At 71.4% G+C, this 15,930-nt stretch carries 15 protein-coding genes; 5 read left to right on the plus strand and 10 right to left on the minus strand.

The window, feature by feature from the left end:
- Position 1 precedes the first annotated feature (1 nt).
- The 3 genes from IPQ09_04870 (at position 2) to IPQ09_04880 (ending at position 5,204) form a co-directional block, all read left to right on the plus strand.
- Positions 2–2,083: an ATP-dependent DNA helicase gene (locus tag IPQ09_04870; GenBank protein MBL0193552.1), complete on the plus strand. Its 2,082-nt coding sequence runs from the start codon at positions 2–4 to the stop codon at positions 2,081–2,083.
- A gap of 84 nt (positions 2,084–2,167) precedes the next feature.
- On the plus strand, positions 2,168–3,445 hold the full coding sequence (gene eno, locus IPQ09_04875) for a phosphopyruvate hydratase (protein MBL0193553.1): 1,278 nt from the start codon (positions 2,168–2,170) through the stop codon (positions 3,443–3,445).
- Between the two features lie 166 nt (positions 3,446–3,611).
- On the plus strand, positions 3,612–5,204 hold the full coding sequence (locus tag IPQ09_04880) for an amino acid adenylation domain-containing protein (GenBank protein MBL0193554.1): 1,593 nt from the start codon (positions 3,612–3,614) through the stop codon (positions 5,202–5,204).
- Between the two features lie 27 nt (positions 5,205–5,231).
- On the opposite strand, the gene IPQ09_04885 is transcribed toward IPQ09_04880, so the two are convergent.
- Genes IPQ09_04885 through IPQ09_04895 form a run of 3 tightly spaced genes read right to left on the minus strand, consistent with a single transcriptional unit; the run spans position 5,232 to position 6,985 of the window.
- Positions 5,232–6,008 carry a DUF3025 domain-containing protein gene (locus IPQ09_04885; GenBank protein MBL0193555.1) on the minus strand — a complete coding sequence of 259 codons (777 nt, stop codon included), beginning with the start codon at positions 6,006–6,008 and terminating at the stop codon, positions 5,232–5,234.
- Entirely contained in the window at positions 6,005–6,667 is a 663-nt protein-coding gene (locus IPQ09_04890) for a hypothetical protein (GenBank protein ID MBL0193556.1), read from the minus strand. The genes IPQ09_04885 and IPQ09_04890 overlap by 4 nt, the downstream gene beginning before the upstream one ends.
- A gap of 48 nt (positions 6,668–6,715) precedes the next feature.
- Positions 6,716–6,985, minus strand: coding sequence for a hypothetical protein (locus IPQ09_04895; protein ID MBL0193557.1), 270 nt, complete (start codon positions 6,983–6,985; stop codon positions 6,716–6,718).
- 269 nt (positions 6,986–7,254) lie between these two features.
- Between IPQ09_04895 and rpsB the strand changes: the two genes are divergently transcribed.
- Positions 7,255–8,094 carry a 30S ribosomal protein S2 gene (rpsB, locus tag IPQ09_04900; protein MBL0193558.1) on the plus strand — a complete coding sequence of 280 codons (840 nt, stop codon included), beginning with the start codon at positions 7,255–7,257 and terminating at the stop codon, positions 8,092–8,094.
- A 141-nt stretch (positions 8,095–8,235) separates the two neighbouring features.
- On the plus strand, positions 8,236–9,147 hold the full coding sequence (tsf, locus tag IPQ09_04905) for a translation elongation factor Ts (GenBank protein MBL0193559.1): 912 nt from the start codon (positions 8,236–8,238) through the stop codon (positions 9,145–9,147).
- Between the two features lie 116 nt (positions 9,148–9,263).
- Here tsf and IPQ09_04910 read toward each other — a convergent pair whose 3' ends face one another.
- From IPQ09_04910 to IPQ09_04940, 7 genes are all read right to left on the minus strand, one after another.
- Entirely contained in the window at positions 9,264–9,464 is a 201-nt protein-coding gene (locus IPQ09_04910; protein ID MBL0193560.1) for a hypothetical protein, read from the minus strand.
- 245 nt (positions 9,465–9,709) lie between these two features.
- Positions 9,710–10,084 (minus strand): RidA family protein, encoded by a 375-nt coding sequence (locus IPQ09_04915; GenBank protein ID MBL0193561.1) that lies wholly within the window; start codon positions 10,082–10,084, stop codon positions 9,710–9,712.
- Between the two features lie 48 nt (positions 10,085–10,132).
- The gene (locus tag IPQ09_04920) at positions 10,133–11,449 is read right to left on the minus strand and encodes a hypothetical protein (GenBank protein MBL0193562.1); all 1,317 of its coding nucleotides are present in this window, start codon (positions 11,447–11,449) and stop codon (positions 10,133–10,135) included.
- Positions 11,450–11,523: 74 nt separating this feature from the next.
- Entirely contained in the window at positions 11,524–12,132 is a 609-nt protein-coding gene (recR, locus tag IPQ09_04925) for a recombination protein RecR (protein ID MBL0193563.1), read from the minus strand.
- A gap of 8 nt (positions 12,133–12,140) precedes the next feature.
- Positions 12,141–12,461: a YbaB/EbfC family nucleoid-associated protein gene (locus IPQ09_04930; protein MBL0193564.1), complete on the minus strand. Its 321-nt coding sequence runs from the start codon at positions 12,459–12,461 to the stop codon at positions 12,141–12,143.
- 75 nt (positions 12,462–12,536) lie between these two features.
- The gene (dnaX, locus tag IPQ09_04935) at positions 12,537–14,738 is read right to left on the minus strand and encodes a DNA polymerase III subunit gamma/tau (protein ID MBL0193565.1); all 2,202 of its coding nucleotides are present in this window, start codon (positions 14,736–14,738) and stop codon (positions 12,537–12,539) included.
- A 200-nt stretch (positions 14,739–14,938) separates the two neighbouring features.
- Positions 14,939–15,910 (minus strand): electron transfer flavoprotein subunit alpha/FixB family protein, encoded by a 972-nt coding sequence (locus tag IPQ09_04940; GenBank protein ID MBL0193566.1) that lies wholly within the window; start codon positions 15,908–15,910, stop codon positions 14,939–14,941.
- Between the last annotated feature and the right edge of the window lie 20 nt (positions 15,911–15,930).

Here is a 15,930-nt window from a genome sequence, read left to right on the forward strand (position 1 = left end):
AATGGCCGAGGAAGACGACCCCGACGACGCGTGGCTCTTCGGCGAGGGGGCGCGGGCCGAAGCGCCGCGTGCCGGCGTCGCGCGCCGGCTGCTCGAGTCGAGCGCCGCCCTCCGGGACGGGCTCGCCGCCTACGAGACCCGCGAGGGTCAGCTGGCGATGATGGACGCGGTCGAGCGCGCCCTGGCGGAGGAACGCCACCTCTTCGTGGAGGCCGGCACCGGCACCGGCAAGACCCTCGCGTACCTCGTCCCCGCGCTCCTCTCGGGCAAGAAGGTCGTCATCAGCACCGCGACCATCGCGCTCCAGGAGCAGATCTTCTCAAAAGACCTGCCGCTCGCGCGGGCCATCGTCGAGGAGCACGGCGTCCCCCTGCGGGCCGCGCTCATGAAGGGCCTCGCGAACTACGTGTGCAAGCGGCGGCTCGGCGAGGCGCTCGGCGCGTCGTCCGCGCCGTCGCTCCTTCGGCTCGCCGAGTGGGAGCGCACGACCGAGACCGGCGATCGCGCGGAGCTCGGCTTCCTCGCCGAGGGCGACCCGACGTGGTCCCTCGTGAGCTCGTCGACCGAGACGCGAATAGGTGCAGAGTGCATGCACTTCGACACCTGCCACGTGACGGCGATGCGTCGTGAGGCCGAGCGCGCGAACCTGGTCGTCGTGAGCCACCACCTGTTCCTCGCGGATCTTGCGCTCCGCGCGGGGCCGCGCGGCGAGTACGCGAGCGCGATCCCGCCGTACGACGCGGTGGTGTTCGACGAGGCGCACCAGCTCGAGGCCGTCGCCACCGAGTTTTTCGGTGTGCGCGTCACCTCCGCGCGCGTGGACAGCCTGCTCCGCGACGCCGAGGGCGCCCTGCTCTCGAAGGGCGCCCTCGAGGCCCACCGCCTCGTGGACCAGGGCCGACTCGCCGCGCGCGCCTTCTTCGCGCGTCTCACCCTCGCCGTGGGCGGGGCCTTCGAGCGCAAGCCCTTCGCGCCGGGCGACGTCGACCCCGAGCTGCTCGCCACCGTCCAACGCCTCGATCTCGCGCTCGCGGGCGTGACGGCGCTCGCGGAGCTCGGCGAGCGCGACGAGACCCACGAGCTCGTGGCGCGGCGCACCGAGGAGCTCCGGGGCGACCTGCGCGAGGTCCTCCTGGGCGATCGCGGCGCGCGCCTCGCCGACGGCACCAGCGGCGCGAGCGGCGCGGGCACGGCGGCCCACGTCGGCCGCGTCGCGTGGGTCGAGGCGAAGGAGCGCTCGGTCGCGGTGGGCGCGAGCCCGATCGACATGGGCAGCATCCTCCGCCGGGCCCTCTTCGATCGCGTGCCTTCGGTCGTGTGCACGAGCGCGACGCTGGCCACGGCGCACCCGGACGGCGCCCTCGGCTTCGAGTTCGCGCGCTCGCGCCTCGGGGCGCCACCCGACTCGGAGGGGCTCGTCGTGGAGTCCCCCTTCGACTACGCGGCGAACGCGGCGTTCTACGTGCCCCGCGATCTGCCCGAGCCGAACGCGCGCGGGTACGAGGGGAGGGCGACGCAGGTCGTCTTGGAGCTGCTCGACATCACCCGGGGCGGCGCCTTCGTGTTGTGCACCTCGAACCGAATGATGCGTACGCTCGCGGCGAGCCTCCGCGCGCGGACGCGGCTCCAGGTCCTGCTCCAGGGCGAGGCCCCGAAGAAGCTTCTCCTCGGGCGATTCCGCGCCTCCGGTGACGCGGTCCTCGTCGCCACCGCGAGCTTCTGGGAGGGCGTCGACGTCCCGGGGGACGCGCTCCGGCTCGTCGTACTCGACAAGATCCCCTTCGCGGTGCCGAGCGATCCCGTGGTGGTCGCCAGGTCGAAACAGATCGAGGAGGGCGGAGGGAATCCGTTCGTCGAGTACTCCATCCCCCACGCCGCCATCTCGCTCAAGCAGGGGTTCGGCCGCCTGATCCGCACCTACACGGACCGCGGCGTCGTGGCCCTGCTCGACCCGCGCGCGCGCACCAAAGGCTACGGGCGGCGCCTCCTCGCCGGCCTGCCGCCGGCCGTCCGCTGCGACACGCTCGACGACGTGCGCGCCTTCTGGACGCAAGACCGGACGCAAGACCTGCGCGTGCGCTGATGTGCTTGCTCCCCTCGCGGGCTCGGTGATTTAGTGCGCTTGCGCGGGGCGAGTCTCGTCGCCCGCGACCGTGAAGGAGCCCCCATGACCGAGATCAATGCCGTCATCGCCCGTGAAATCCTCGACTCCCGTGGGAACCCCACGATCGAGGTCGAGGTCCAGACCGAGAGCGGCCGCGGCCGCGCCGCCGTCCCGAGCGGTGCCTCTACGGGCGAGCACGAGGCGATCGAGCTGCGCGACGGCGACAAGCAACGGTTCGGCGGGAAGGGCGTGCAGAAGGCCGTCGAGAACGTGAACCAGGTGCTGGGCCCGTCGGTCCTCGGGCTCGACGCCCTCGACCAGACCGAGGTCGACGCCATCTTGTGCGAGGCCGACGGCACGCCGAACAAGGGCAACCTCGGCGCGAACGCGATCCTCGGCGTCTCCATGGCGGTCGCGCGCGCCGCGGCCGACGCGCTCGGGCTGCCGCTCTGGCGTTACCTTGGCGGCGCCAACGCGCGCGTGCTCCCCACGCCGCTCATGAACATCCTGAACGGCGGCGCCCACGCCGACAATGGCCTCGAGATTCAAGAGTTCATGATCGTGCCGGTCGGCGCCGCGAGCTTCGCCGAGGCCGTGCGCATGGGCGCCGAGGTGTTCGCGGCCCTCAAGGCCGATCTCAAGGCGCGCGGACAGACCACCGCGGTCGGCGACGAGGGCGGCTTCGCCCCGCGCCTCGGCTCCAACGAGGAGGCCCTCCAGTCGGTGCTGAAGGCGATCGAGACCGCCGGCTACCGCCCGGGAGAGGACATCGCCCTCGCGCTCGACTGCGCGGCCAGCGAGTTCTACGACAAGAAGGCGGGCACCTACACGTTCGACAAGAAGGTCGTCACGGGCGACGAGCTCTTGGCGATTTACGCGAGTTTTGTCGAGAAATACCCCCTCGTCTCCATCGAAGACGGCTGCGCCGAGAACGACTGGGACACCTGGAAGAACCTGACCGATGCGCTCGGCGGGCGGGTGCAGCTCGTGGGCGACGATCTCTTCGTCACGAACACCACGCGGCTCGCCCGCGGCATCGAGGCGCGCATCGCCAACTCGATCCTCGTGAAGGTCAACCAGATCGGCACCCTCACCGAGACCCTCGACTCGATCCGCATGGCGACCGACGCGGGCTACCGCAGCATCATCAGCCACCGCTCGGGCGAGACCGAGGACACGTTCATCGCCGACCTCGCGGTGGCCACCAACGCAGGTCAAATCAAGACCGGGAGCCTCTCGCGGTCCGATCGCGTCGCGAAGTACAACCAGCTCGTGCGCATCGCGTTCGAGCTCGGCCGCGGCGCGGTGTACGCCGGCAAGGCGCCCTTCAAGCGAGCCTGAGGCGGGCGCTCGAGCGCCGCAGCGACACGGGGCGTCGGGCGCTGGCTCGGCGCCCCGCGCACATTTCGGTGGTCGCCCGTACGAAGGCGGGGGTCGGCTCGCTCCGCGCCGCGTGGGAGCGCAACATTCCGCGCCTTGTGGCTCGGCTTCGCGTAATTTCTCGGGCATGGGAACCTTCATCACCGACGCCCTCGAGGCGACGGCTCGCCGACTCCCCACGAAGCGCGGGATCGTGTGCGGCGACGCCAGCATGACCTTCGCCGAGCTTGACGCGCTCACGAACCAGCTCTCGCAGGCGCTCGTCGCCCTCGGCGGCAAGAAGGGCGACCGAGTCGGGATCTGTCTCGAGAAGTCGCACACGTACGTCGCGATCCAGTTCGGGGTCTTGAAGGCCGCCGCGGCCTACGTGCCCATCGACTACGCGTTCCCCGTCGAGCGAAAGCTGCAGATCCTGGAAGACTGCGGCATCCGTGTGCTCTTCACCTCGCGCTCGGTCGCCGACGCCCTGATCGCCGAGCGCCTGTTCGAGCGCACCGCGGTGGAGCGTGTCGTGCTCCTCGACGACGAGCCGGCGGGCGACGACCGGGTGCGCGGCTTCTCGTTCGTGACGAGCCAGCCCGCCGCGCGTCAGACGCGGCTCGCCGCGCTCGACGCCGACCTCGCCTACGTCATGTACACCTCGGGCAGCACGGGCAAGCCCAAGGGGGTGATGATCACCCACCGCAACATCATGACCTTCATGGAGTGGTGCGACGAGAAGCTCGACGTGCGGGAAGACGACGTGGTCGCGCAGGTCGCGCCCTTCACCTTCGACATCTCGGGCCTCGACACCTACAACGCGCTCCGCCAAGGCGCCACGCTGGTGGTGATCAAGAACCAGCTCATGATCAACACGATCCTCGCGGCCGTGCAGGCCGAGAAGATCACGTTCATGTCGACGGTGCCCACCGTGTTCGGCGCCATCGTCGAGCGGCCGCAGCTCTTCAAGCGCTACGACCTCACGAGCCTGCGCGTGCTCATCAGCGGCGCGGCGGCGTGCCCGGCGATCTTCATGAAGAAGCTCCACGAGCACCTCCCGAAGGCGCGGCTCGTGAACATCTACGGTCCGACCGAGGCGACCATCTACTGCACCTACTTCGAGATCGACGCGGACGCGCTCGAGCTCGACAAGCCCGTGAGCATCGGCCAGGCGTTCGAGAACACCGAGGCGTTCGTGGTGACCGACGACGGCCGCGAGTGCGCGCCCGAGGAGGTGGGCGAGCTCATCTTGCGCGGCACGCACGTGTCGCCGGGCTACTACCAGAACGCCGAGAAGACTGCGTTCGCGTTCCGCAATTTCCCGCTCCTGCCGCACCTGAACGAACGCGTGTATTTTACAGGCGATCTCGCGCGCAAGGACGCCGCCGGGGACATCTTCTTCTTGGGGCGCAAGGATGACATGATCAAGAGCCGCGGCTACCGCATCGAGCTCGCCGAGATCGAGATCGCGCTCTCGCTGCGCGACGCCGAGCTCTCCGAGTTCTGCGCCGTGGCCGTGCCCGACCCGATGATCGAGAACGAGATCTGGGCGGCCGTGGTGTTCCGTGAGGGGAAATCGCTCACCGAGGCCGAGCTGCTCGATCACTGCCGCCTGAAGCTCCCCGACTACATGGTCCCGGCTCGCGTCTTCGTGACCGACAAGCTCCCGCAGACGACGAGCGGGAAGGTGAGCCGCCGCGACATCGTCCAGGCCATCGTCGCGGGGCCCCGGGCGACGTGACCGCCGAGCCCGAAGAGGCGGCGCGGATCACGGTCGGGCGTCTGCGTCGAGGGCGTCGAGGGCCAACGCGGGGGGCATGGGCGCGCCCGTGACGGCGCCCATGTAGGCCGCGAGCGCGTCGTCGAGCCGCGCCACGAGCGGAGAAAGCGGCCCGTCGGGCTCGGGGTCGCAGAGCACCACGGGCGCGGCGCGGGGTAGGGGCGCGCCGAGCACCGCGTGCTCGAGGATCGCGTGGCCGAAGACCAGGACCCGCGCGCCGCCCAGCTGCGTCTCACCGGCCGCGATCGCGCGGTGGAGGCCTGCCGCGTCCTGCGGCCGCACGGCGAGCAGAGCGCCCCCTTCGTCGAGCATCGCGAGGACGTCCTGGAGGCGCGTTCGCGCGCCGGGGAGCGCCCCGTGGCGATCGAGGTGCCCCAAGAGCTCCCCGGCCTGCCGCGCGTGGAGCGCAGCCTTCGCCCTCGGGAACGCGCGGAAGACGAGCGCGTTCATGAGGTCGTGCCACGAGCCCTCCCGCGTAGGCAGGCGCGCGTCGCGCGTGATGCGCACGTCGTAGAGGGCCGCCCCGTCCGGCGCGGAGCGCGCTCCTCTCGGGCGCCGCGCCGGCAGTGGCGCCTGCGCCTCGAGCTGCGGGCTGCCGCGCAAGAGGGCGTCGAGCTCTGCCACGGTCGGGAAGGCGTCGCGCTCGGCCAGCGGCGCGGCGACGTGCCGCACGCCGTCGAACACCCACAGCGACGGATCGACGAGCCACCCGCGAGTCCACGCCGGCGGCGCACCCGCGGGGCCGCGCGCCAGCCGCCCGCTCATCGGAGCTTGACGACGGGGCCCTTCACGATGGAGCCGTCGGTGAAGCGGACGAAGACGCGGACGCCGCCCGCGCGAGGCGCGTCGCGGCTCGACACGTAGAGCTCGAGGCCGTGTCTCCCGGGCTCGAGCGCGGGCAGGTGCCCCTCGGACGCGTTGAGGCGGCGGCCCCCCTCGTACACCCCCACGCCCAGCGTGTGCTTCCCGAAGCCGCCGAGCTTCGCGACCTCTGGGGGCAGCGCTTCCTTGCCGGTGAAGGTGTCCGCGGCGAGCTCTCCGTTCGGTTCGCCTTGGTCGTCGGTGGAGGTGAGGAGCACGCCGTCGGCCGGGCCCTCGATGTCGAGATCGAACACGTGGTCCATCACACCGTCGGGCTCGAAGCTCCCGTCGCCCTCGCCCACCTTGTCGGCGCGGAGGTGGTTGGACGCTTTCTCGAACCTGCGGATGTCACCGGACATTTTGGCGTGTGTGGGGGGCGCCGAGCCGCCTCCCACGCCCCCGAAGCTCACCGCGCCGTCGCCCGCGCCTGAGGGAGCCGCCGGGGCCATCGGCGCCGCCGCGCCGCCGCAGGCGGAGAGCGCGCTGGACGCGCCGGCGATCGCGACGAGCGCGACGCGGGAGGCCACGCTGGGGCGGGGGCGAGGGCGAGGGCGAGGCAGCATCCGACGAGACTATTCCCGAAGGGAGGGGGCGGGCCAGTGGAAGGCGCGTCAGCCCGGGCCGGCGTCGCTCACGCTCGGCGTCAGCCCTGGCTCGGGGGCCGGCTTCGAGGCCTCCGGCGCCACCGCGGGTGCCGGAGCCCCGGGCGGCGCGCCGGCCTCCGGGACGGCCGGCTCCAGGTACTCGGGCGGCGGGCCCTTCATGGTCGGCGGGGTGAGCGCCGGACCGCAGGCCGTCGCGAGGAGCGAGACCGCCACGAGCGCCGCGAGCGCGCCAGCGACCGCGCCAGCGACCGAACGGGAGGAGCGTGCAAGGACCACGCGCCGGTCCTAGCACAGGCCCTGGCCCTCGCTCAGGGAACCCGCGAGCGAGCCGCGAGCGAGCCGCGACCGGAGCGAGGAAGGTTTGCCAAGGGTCGCGTGCTCGCTTGACACCGCGACGGGCCCGACTAGGGTGCGCGCCTCTCCCAGAATCCACACGTCCCTCACACACACTGCCCCGTTCGGTGCATTCCGCGGCGAAAGCCAAAGGTTGCTAGCGGGGAGGAGGGGCGGCGGCAAAACCGAAAAGGACCTTCATCATCATGGCCATGAACGCTCAGGGCGTCCCGCAGCTCCGCGTGGACTTCCCGCTCCCCCTCAAGTCCCTCCTCGACGCCGGCGTGCACTTCGGTCACCAGACCAAGCGCTGGAACCCGAAGATGCGCCCGTTCATCTACGGCGCGCGCAACGGCATCCACATCGTCGACCTCGACCAGACCGCTCGCCTCTTCGCGCGCGCGTTCCACTTCGTCCAGGAGACCGTGGCCCGCGGCGGGCACCTGCTCTTCATCGGCACGAAGCGCCAGGCCCAGGAGATCGTCCAGGAGGAGGCCCTCCGCTCGGGCTCGTTCTTCGTGGTCAACCGCTGGCTCGGCGGCACGCTCACGAACTTCCGCACCATCAAGGGCGGCCTCGAGCGCATGCGCCAGCTCGAGCGGATGAAGGAGGACGGCACCTACCTCCAGCTCCCGAAGAAGGAGGTCTCGCGCCTCGAGAAGGAGCGCGATCGCCTCGAGAAGTACCTCGGCGGCCTGAAGAACATGGGCGGCCTCCCGGCGGCGGTGTTCATCATCGACCCGGCGATGGAGACCATCGCGGTGCAAGAGGCGAAGAAGCTCAACATCCCGATCATCGCCATCACCGACACGAACTGCGATCCGGACCTGGTCGACTACGTGATCCCGGGCAACGACGACGCGATCCGCTCCATCCGCCTCATCACCCAGCGCATCGCCGACGCCGTCGTCGAGGGCACGCAGCGCCGCAAGGAGCAGCCGTCCCGCGGTGACGAGGGCGGCCACCGTGGCGGCCCGCAGGCCGAGGTGTTCCGCGGCCGCCGTGGCCCCGCGGCCGACGCCGCCCCGCCGGCTGACGCGCCGACCAACTGAGCGCCGCGCGACGGACGAGCCAGCGCTCGCGCTCGCTCACTCGCCGCGCCACGAACGAGGGGGGCGCCCGGCCATCGGCCCGAGCGCCCTTCTCCCATTGTTTCCACTGCTTACGAAGACAACAGAGACCGAGGTACCGTCATGGCTGAGATTACCGCCAAGCTCGTGAAAGAACTCCGCGACCGCACGCAGGCCGGCATGAGCACGTGCAAAGAGGCCCTCGTCGAGGCGAGCGGCGACATCGAGAAGGCCATCGAGATCTTGCAGAAGAAGCGCGAGATCAAGAGCGCGAACGTGGCCGGCAAGGTCGCGACAGAGGGTGAGGTCCGCGCGCTCGTCGCCAACGATCGCAGCCAGGGCACCGTCGTCGAGGTCAACTGCCAGACCGACTTCGTGTCGCGCGGCGACGACTTCCAGGCGTTCCTCGGGCTCGCCGTGAAGGCGGCCGCCGAGACCCCCGCGGGCGCGGCGCTCCCCGAGGCCCTCGAGCAGAAGCGCAAGGACATCTCGGGCGGCACGGGCGAGAACATCGTCGTGCGGCGCTGGGCGAGCCTCAAGGCCGTTGGCGCGGGCGGCGCGGTGATCTCGTACACCCACATGGGCGGCAAGATCGGCGTGCTCCTCTCGGGCGAGGCGCCCACCGCCGAGGCCGCGAAGGACCCCGGCTTCCTCGAGTTCCTCGACAACTGCGCCATGCAGATCGCGGCGATGTCGCCGAGCGTGGTCGACCGCGCCCAGGTGCCCGAGGCCGAGATCGCGAAGCAGAAGGACATCTTCGCCGGCCAGCTCAAGGAAGAGGGCAAGCCCGAGGCCGCTTGGCCGAAGATCATCGAGGGCAAGGTGGCCAAGTGGTTCACCGAGATCACCCTGCTCGGTCAGGACAACGTCTGGGCGCCGGGCGAGGGCAGCATCGACAAGCTCCGCGGCGAGCTCGGCAAGAAGCTCGGCGGCGACGTGAAGCTGCACGGCTTCGTGCGCTACGGCGTCGGCGACGGCATCGAGAAGAAGGTCGACGATCTCGCGGCCGAGGTCGCGAAGATGACCGGCGGCTGAGAGCACGGTCCTGGCTTGGCGAGGCGCCTCGATTCGCTCGAATCGAGGCGCTCGTGTTTTCTGGGCGAAGGATCTCGTCGATCGCGCCTGGGCCGAGGCGCTCGCTCGAGAGGGGTTCATCTTCGGCGAGGTCGAGACACCCCGTAGGTCTCGAGGCGGAGAATGAAGGTGCGGCGCGGCATGCCGAGCGACGCAGCCGCGCGCGTCTGGTTGCCGCCCATCCGCGCGAGGGCGTCGAGGATGCGTTCACGCTCGATCGCGTCGAGGGACGCCTTGAGGGAGTGACGGTCGACGGGCGCCGCCGCGCTCTCGGCCAACCTTCATCATCTCGATCCCCCTAATTTTGGCGCCGCCGCGGCGCTGGTTAGTCGAAGCTCGGTGTCTCCGAGACACTCGCCCTCAGCAAACGGCGTTCCATCGGGAGACCCGGCGAATTCGCGCGGCGCGTCGTGCGGGTCGTGCGGCGCGTTGTGCAACGCTCGCACGGCCTGCTCGGTCGAGTCGTGCAGGACCTGCACAATTGGAGCGAGGCGCTCCGCTCGTTACGAGCCCGACCGGCCGTTCACCCTCGCGCGATGGCGTCGATCTCCACGCGCGCGCCCCTCGGGAGCCCGCTCACGGCGACCGTCGCGCGGGCCGGCATGACGCCGCTGAAGCGCTTGCCGTACACGGCGTTGACCTCGGCGAAGTGGTCCATCGACGAGAGGAAGATCGTCGTGCGGACCACGTTCGCGAACGTGAGGCCGGCGGCGGCGAGCACGGCCTCGAGGTTCGCCATCACGCGCTCGGTCTCCTCGGCGATGGTGCCCGAGACGAGCTGCCCGGTCGCGGGGTCGAGGGGGATCTGGCCGCTGAGGAACACGAGATCCCCCGCGCGCACGGCCTGCGAATACGGACCAATCGCGCCAGGGGCGCTCGTCGTGGCGATGGCTTCCATGGGTCCCGATAATAGGTCAGATGTGTGCCTTCGTGCGGCGGAAATCGCTCAGCGCGGCCGGAAGGTGTTGTCGTCTTCGCCGAACACCGCCGCGAGGTGGACGCGAGGGAAGCTCTTCAGGAGGTCGTTGTAGGTCTGCGGAGCGTCCTGCTTCAGGAGCGCGCGGTAGAGGAGCAGGCCCGTCGCGCCGTTGTCGCCGTAGGCCGGCAGCGCGTTCGCCACGAAATCGAGGTACTTGGTGCCGTCGGGGTCTTTCGCGGCGCCGTTGGCGGCGATCTTCTTGTCGTGAAAGCCACGGCCCAGATACGCGAAGCTCTGGCAGCCGTTCAGGTAGACGAGCTGGTACTTGCCCGCGACCACCTTCGTGCGCGCGGCGAGAGAGTCGATGTTCCTCCCGAGGCCCGAGTGCCCGCTGTACACGATGAGGTCGGCCTTCTCGCTCGCCGGGCCGTAGAGGGCGTCGAAGTCGGGCCCCGCGGCCGCCAATTCCTCGGTGAGCATGGCCGTGAGCGTGACCTTGCGCGCTCGGCCGCCCACGTCGACCGTGCCGGTGAGCAAGGTCGAGCGGATCACCGAGCGGCTGGCCTCGCCTTCCTTGCGCACGACGCCGGTCAGGCCGCGCTCGGTCTCTGCCAGCACGTTCTCCATCTCGCGCGCGCCCTCGTCGTTCGGTGTGTTGCTCGAGATGATGCCGAACACGGCGACCACGTCGATGGCGTCGTCGGCGAGCACCTGGTCGTACTCGGGGTACTTGCCGGTGGTCTCCTTCGCGCTGCGCGTGATCTTGACCTCGCTCTTCACGGCGTCGGTCGCGTCGACCGTGCAGCCCGAGGCCTTGGGGTTGAAGTCGTGCCAGAAGGTGTCGACGCCGTACTCGTTCTTGCCGCACCGGCCGTCGTACTTGCGGTTGAACGCGGAGAGCGCGGTCGTGTCGCGCGGGACCACGAGCGTGTACGCGCTCGGCGTCGCGCGGGTCTTCGGCCAAATTACGGGCAGCACGGCGGCGTAGCGCACGCGCTTGTTGCCGCCGCCCGCGTCGGACTCGACGACGTTCGTGACGCTCACGAGGCCAATCTGCGCGTTGCCCGAGACGTCGGTCGTGAGGGCACCCTGCACGTACTGGAGCTGCGCGACGATGGCGGTGCGCGCGGGGGTCTCCCTAGGCGCGATGAGCTCACTCTCGAAGCTGAAGTCGAAGAGCTTTCCGTCGTTCGACGTGATCGCGACGTCGGCTCCGTCCTCCGAGGGCGCCGTGGCGGTCTCCGCGGAGCAGCCCGCGGCGAGGGCGGCCGGGCAGGCGGCGAGGGCGAGCGCGAGGGCGCGACGAGCGAGCGACGGGAGCGACGGGAGCGCGGAGCGGGGCATGAAGGACCTCGAGGGGGTTCGCGCAAGAAGAACACAGGCCGCCGGCCCGCGAAAGCGCCGCTCGCGGAGCGGGCTCAGAGGCGCTGGCGTCCGGAGAGGGCGCGCCCCATCGTGATGGGGTCGGCGTACTCGAGATCGCCGCCGTGCGGCACACCGCTCGCGATGCGCGAGAGGGTCACGCCGAGCGGCTCGAGCTCGCGCTTCAGGAAAAGCGCCGTGGCCTCGCCGTCGACGCTGAGCGGCGTCGCCACGATGATCTCGCGAACGCCGTCGGTCGCGATGCGCTGCACGAGCCTCGGCATGGGCAGCTCGTCGGGGCCGACCCCCTCGAGCGGAGAGAGCAGCCGCCCGAGCACGAAATAGCGGCCGCGCATGGTGCCCGTGCGCTCGATCGCGAAAAGATCGTGCACGCGCCCGACCACGCACAGGAGCGTCGGGTCGCGCCGTGAATCGGTGCAGATCGCACACATTCGCGGCCCCTCGTCCGGGGTCTCGGCCAGGTTGCCGCACGCCTCACAGGGTCCCACGCGGTCCGGAAGGGCGGCGAGCTCGGCGCCCAGCTCACGCGCCACGTCGGGCGCCTGCGAGAGCAGAAAGAGCACGTAGCGGCTGGCGGTCTTCTCGCCCACGCCCGGGAGCCGGGCGAAGAGCGAGATCACCCGGCGGAGCTTCGGCGGGAGCATGCCCCCGCTCAGCCGAGGCCGGGGATCTTCACGCCGCCGGTGGCCTTCTCGAGCTCGGCCGCCATGGCCTTGTCGGCCACGTCGATCGCGCCGTTCACCGCGGCGCACACCGCGTCGAGCGTGAGGTCGAGGCCCTCGGCCGCGAGGAACTCCGGATCGACCTCGATGCGCGCGACCTTTCCCCCGAAGGTGGCGGTCGCCTTCACCTTGTCGCCCGCGGAGGAGAAGACAACCTCCTTGTCTTTTAGCTCCTCCTTGGTCTGGTCGATCTTGCGCTGGATGCGCGCCGCCTGGCGCATAAGCTCGGTCATTCCGCCGCGAAACTGCATGGGGCTCTCGGTGCTCTCGGTGCTGGTGGTCGTCTGGGACGGGTGGGATATCGGTGAAAGAAGGCCGCGCCGGCGTCAGTCGGCGACGTGCGGGAGGCGCACGTCGCGGAGCTCGGCGTCGAAGAGCTCGATCGCCTTGCGCACGAGGGGGTGGGTCGCGACCGCCTCGCGCGCGCGCTCGAGGGCCGCGCGGCGGGCCTCGGCGTCGAGCCCCGCGAGTGACATCGGGAGGGCCTCGGCGGGCGTGGTCGTGTCGATCACCCACGCGACCTCGTCGCCCAGGACCGCGCGCGCCGCGGCGAGGATCACGGCCTGGTGCTCGGGCTGCGAGACCGACACCGCCGAGAACGCGTCGCGCTCGTACGCGAGGGCGAGCCGCGTCGCGCTCGCCTCGAGCGGCCCGCCGTGCTCGAGGTGGGCCGCGAGGCCCGGGTTCTGCGCGCGCACGAGCGCCACGAACTGGCGCACGGTCGCCACGAGCGCCTCGGCCGGGCGCACGGCCCGGGCCTTGGGGAGCACTTCGGACAGCGGCGGCGGGGGGATCGACCCGTCATCGCCAGCGGCGGTCGTGTGCTCGGGCACGAAGGCGCCGAAGTCGACCTCGGGAGCGCGCGGGCGTGGCTTGCGGGGCGCCGCGCTCGTCGTGGGCGCCGTCGGCGCGCGCGCCGCGGCGGGCCTCGCGCTCTCCGCTTCGCGCTCGCGGCGGTGCTCCGCGGCGCTCGTGGCGAACGCGGCGAACGTGTCGTCGATGGCCGACCGGGCCGCAGCCGCGCGTGGGGGCGCCTTCGGTGCGCGCGCAGGCGCCGGCGCGGGCGCGACGGCGCTTGGCGCGTGGCTCGTGGGCGCGCCCCGCCCGGGGTCGTCGTCGTCGTCGCCGCGCTCGGCGCGGGCCTCGGCGGGCGGCCTGCGGTCCGGCTCGCCGCGCGGCTCGTCGTCGGCGGAGGCGCGCGGGCCGCGGCCCGGTGGGGCCCCGCCGTGCGAGTCGAGCGCGGCGGTCGGGTCGAAGCGAGGCGCCGCCTTGGGGCGCGCGCCGCCGCCGCCTCCACCTCCGCCGCTCCCACCGCCTGGACCCGGGCCCGGCCCGGGCGCCCCGCTCGTGAGCCGGCGCTCCAGCTCACCGAGGCGCGCGAGGAGCTCGTCGAGGGGAAGCAGGGCCGGCCTCCGGCCGAGGCGCACGAGCGCCACCTCGAGCGCCGCGCGGGGGTGCGCGCTCCGCCCGATGTCGTCGAAGCTGCGCGAGAACCCCTGGTAGAGCCGCACGAGGTCGTCTTGGGTCGTGCTGGCCGCCAGCGCGATCACGTCGGCGCGCTCGTCGTCGGCGAGGTCGAGGAGGCGCGTCCACGCGCCGTCGGTCGCGCCCTCGTTTGCCTTGGCGACCACGAGATCGCGCAGGTGGCGGAGAAAGTCGCGTGCAAAGTGCACGAGATCGAAGCCCTGCTCGGAGACGCGGTCGACGACGTCGAGGAGCGGCCCGCCCTCGGTGCCGGCGACGAGGGCCCGGGCGAGCTCGTGGAGCACCTCCCGCGAGGCCACGCCGAGCACCCGCGTGACGGTCTCGCGGGTGAGGCTCTCGCCCCCGTAGGCGAGCACCTGGTCGAGGAGGCTCATCGCGTCGCGCATGGAGCCGGCGGCCTCTCGCGCGAGCACGGTGAGGGCCGCGGGCTCGGCGGAGATGCCCTCCTGCGAGAGCACGGCGGCGAGGCGCTCGTGCACGACCGACGTGGGGATGAGCTTGAAGTCGTAGCGCTGGCAGCGCGAGAGGATGGTGACCGGGACCTTGTGGACCTCGGTCGTCGCGAAGATGAACTTCACGTGGGGCGGCGGCTCTTCGAGGGTCTTCAGGAACGCGTTCCAGGCCGCGTTCGAGAGCATGTGGACCTCGTCGACGATGTAGATTTTGTAGCGATCGCGCGCCGGCCGGAAGCCCATGCCCTCCTGCAGGCGGCGCACCTCGTCGACGCCGTTGTAGCTCGCGGCGTCGATCTCTTGGACGTCCATGTCGACGCCCTTCGCGATCTCCTGGCACGCGGAGCACACCTGACATGGCGAGGCGGTGGGGCCCTTCGCCAGGCCGTCGGCGCCGAGGCAGTTCAGGCACTTGGCGAGCAGCCGCGCGCTCGTGGTCTTCCCGACCCCGCGGACGCCGGTGAAGAGGAACGCGTGGGCCACTCGATCGAGCGCGATGGCGCTCGCGAGGGTCTTCGCGACGTGGGCCTGGCCGACGAGATCGTCGAACGACTGCGGCCGGTACTTTCGCGCCAGGACGAGGTAGCTCACCTCACCCGTCTACACGAGGTTACGCGTCGACGATAGGGCGAGCGCACGCGAGCGCCGGGCGCTCCGCCACCCGCCCTTCGCCCCGAAATGCCGCCGGCCCCGCGCGAGGGCGCAGGGCCGGCATCCCGACGAAGATGGGCGGGTCACGAGCGACGAGCGGGCCATCGACCTACGTTCGCCCCTTTCCGGGCTTCACGAGCTCAGGACTGCGCCTTGAGCTCGTCGACGAGCGCAGGCACGGCCCCGAACAGGTCTTGCACGAGGCCGTAGTCCGCCACCTGGAAGATGGGGGCCTCGGGGTCCTTGTTGATGGCGACGATGGTCTTCGAGCCCTTCATGCCAGCGAGGTGCTGGATGGCGCCGGAGATCCCGATCGCCAGGTAGAGGGCAGGCGCCACCACGCGCCCGGTCTGGCCGACCTGGAGCTCGGCGGGAGCGTAGCCCGCGTCGCAGGCGGCCCGGCTGGCGCCAATCGCAGCGCCGAGCTGGTTGGCGAGGGGATCGAGCACGTCTGCGAACTTCTCCTTCAGCGCGCGGCCGCCGGCCACGATGACGCGCGCCTCGCCGAGGTCGGGGCGCTCGCTCTTGGCGGCGTCGATGCCGAGGTACTGGAGCTTGCCCGCGGACGCGTCCGGCGCGGTGACGGCGACGTCCTCGACGGGGCTCGCGCCGCCCGACGCCTCGGCCGCGGAGAACTCGCTCTGGCGCACGCTGACGACCTGCACCTTGGTCGTGAGCTGGCAGTTCGCGTAGGCGTTGCCCGCGAACACCGGCCGGCGGTAGGTGAGCTTGCCGCCGTCGACCTTCACGGCCGAGATGTCGGACGCGTACCCGGCCGACAGCTTCGCCGCGACGCGTGGGGCGACGTCTTTGCCGAAGGAGCTGGCCGTCATGACGACGACGTCGAAGCCGCCCGCGGCGGCCGTCGCCGCGATGGTCGGCGCGACGCGCTCGCAGACGCCGTCCGCGAGGGCCGCGTCGTCGCCGACGAGGATCTTGGCCGCGCCGAAGGCGGCCATCTCCGCCGCGGCGCCCTTGGCGCCGGGGCCGAGGAGCAGCAGGGAAAAGGAGCCGCCGCCGCTCGTGGCCTGACGGGCGAAGTTGATGGCGGAATGGGTGGACTTGCGGACCTTGCCGTCGGCGAGCTCGGCGACGACGAGAACGTTGCTCATGGCGTGACCTCAGAGGGCGA

The sequence above is a fragment of the Myxococcales bacterium genome, assembly GCA_016720545.1.
Classification (GTDB): domain Bacteria; phylum Myxococcota_A; class Polyangia; order Polyangiales; family Polyangiaceae; genus JAAFHV01.

What these genes read in the sequence shown, in the direction of transcription:
- IPQ09_04870 (MBL0193552.1), top strand. Translation starts at nt 2, where the DNA reads ATGGCCGAGGAAGACGACCCCGACGACGCGTGGCTCTTCGGCGAGGGG.
- eno (MBL0193553.1), top strand. Translation starts at nt 2,168, where the DNA reads ATGACCGAGATCAATGCCGTCATCGCCCGTGAAATCCTCGACTCCCGT.
- IPQ09_04880 (MBL0193554.1), top strand. Translation starts at nt 3,612, where the DNA reads ATGGGAACCTTCATCACCGACGCCCTCGAGGCGACGGCTCGCCGACTC.
- IPQ09_04885 (MBL0193555.1), bottom strand. Translation starts at nt 6,008, where the DNA reads ATGAGCGGGCGGCTGGCGCGCGGCCCCGCGGGTGCGCCGCCGGCGTGG.
- IPQ09_04890 (MBL0193556.1), bottom strand. Translation starts at nt 6,667, where the DNA reads ATGCTGCCTCGCCCTCGCCCTCGCCCCCGCCCCAGCGTGGCCTCCCGC.
- rpsB (MBL0193558.1), top strand. Translation starts at nt 7,255, where the DNA reads ATGAACGCTCAGGGCGTCCCGCAGCTCCGCGTGGACTTCCCGCTCCCC.
- tsf (MBL0193559.1), top strand. Translation starts at nt 8,236, where the DNA reads ATGGCTGAGATTACCGCCAAGCTCGTGAAAGAACTCCGCGACCGCACG.
- IPQ09_04915 (MBL0193561.1), bottom strand. Translation starts at nt 10,084, where the DNA reads ATGGAAGCCATCGCCACGACGAGCGCCCCTGGCGCGATTGGTCCGTAT.
- IPQ09_04920 (MBL0193562.1), bottom strand. Translation starts at nt 11,449, where the DNA reads ATGCCCCGCTCCGCGCTCCCGTCGCTCCCGTCGCTCGCTCGTCGCGCC.
- recR (MBL0193563.1), bottom strand. Translation starts at nt 12,132, where the DNA reads ATGCTCCCGCCGAAGCTCCGCCGGGTGATCTCGCTCTTCGCCCGGCTC.
- IPQ09_04930 (MBL0193564.1), bottom strand. Translation starts at nt 12,461, where the DNA reads ATGCAGTTTCGCGGCGGAATGACCGAGCTTATGCGCCAGGCGGCGCGC.
- IPQ09_04940 (MBL0193566.1), bottom strand. Translation starts at nt 15,910, where the DNA reads ATGAGCAACGTTCTCGTCGTCGCCGAGCTCGCCGACGGCAAGGTCCGC.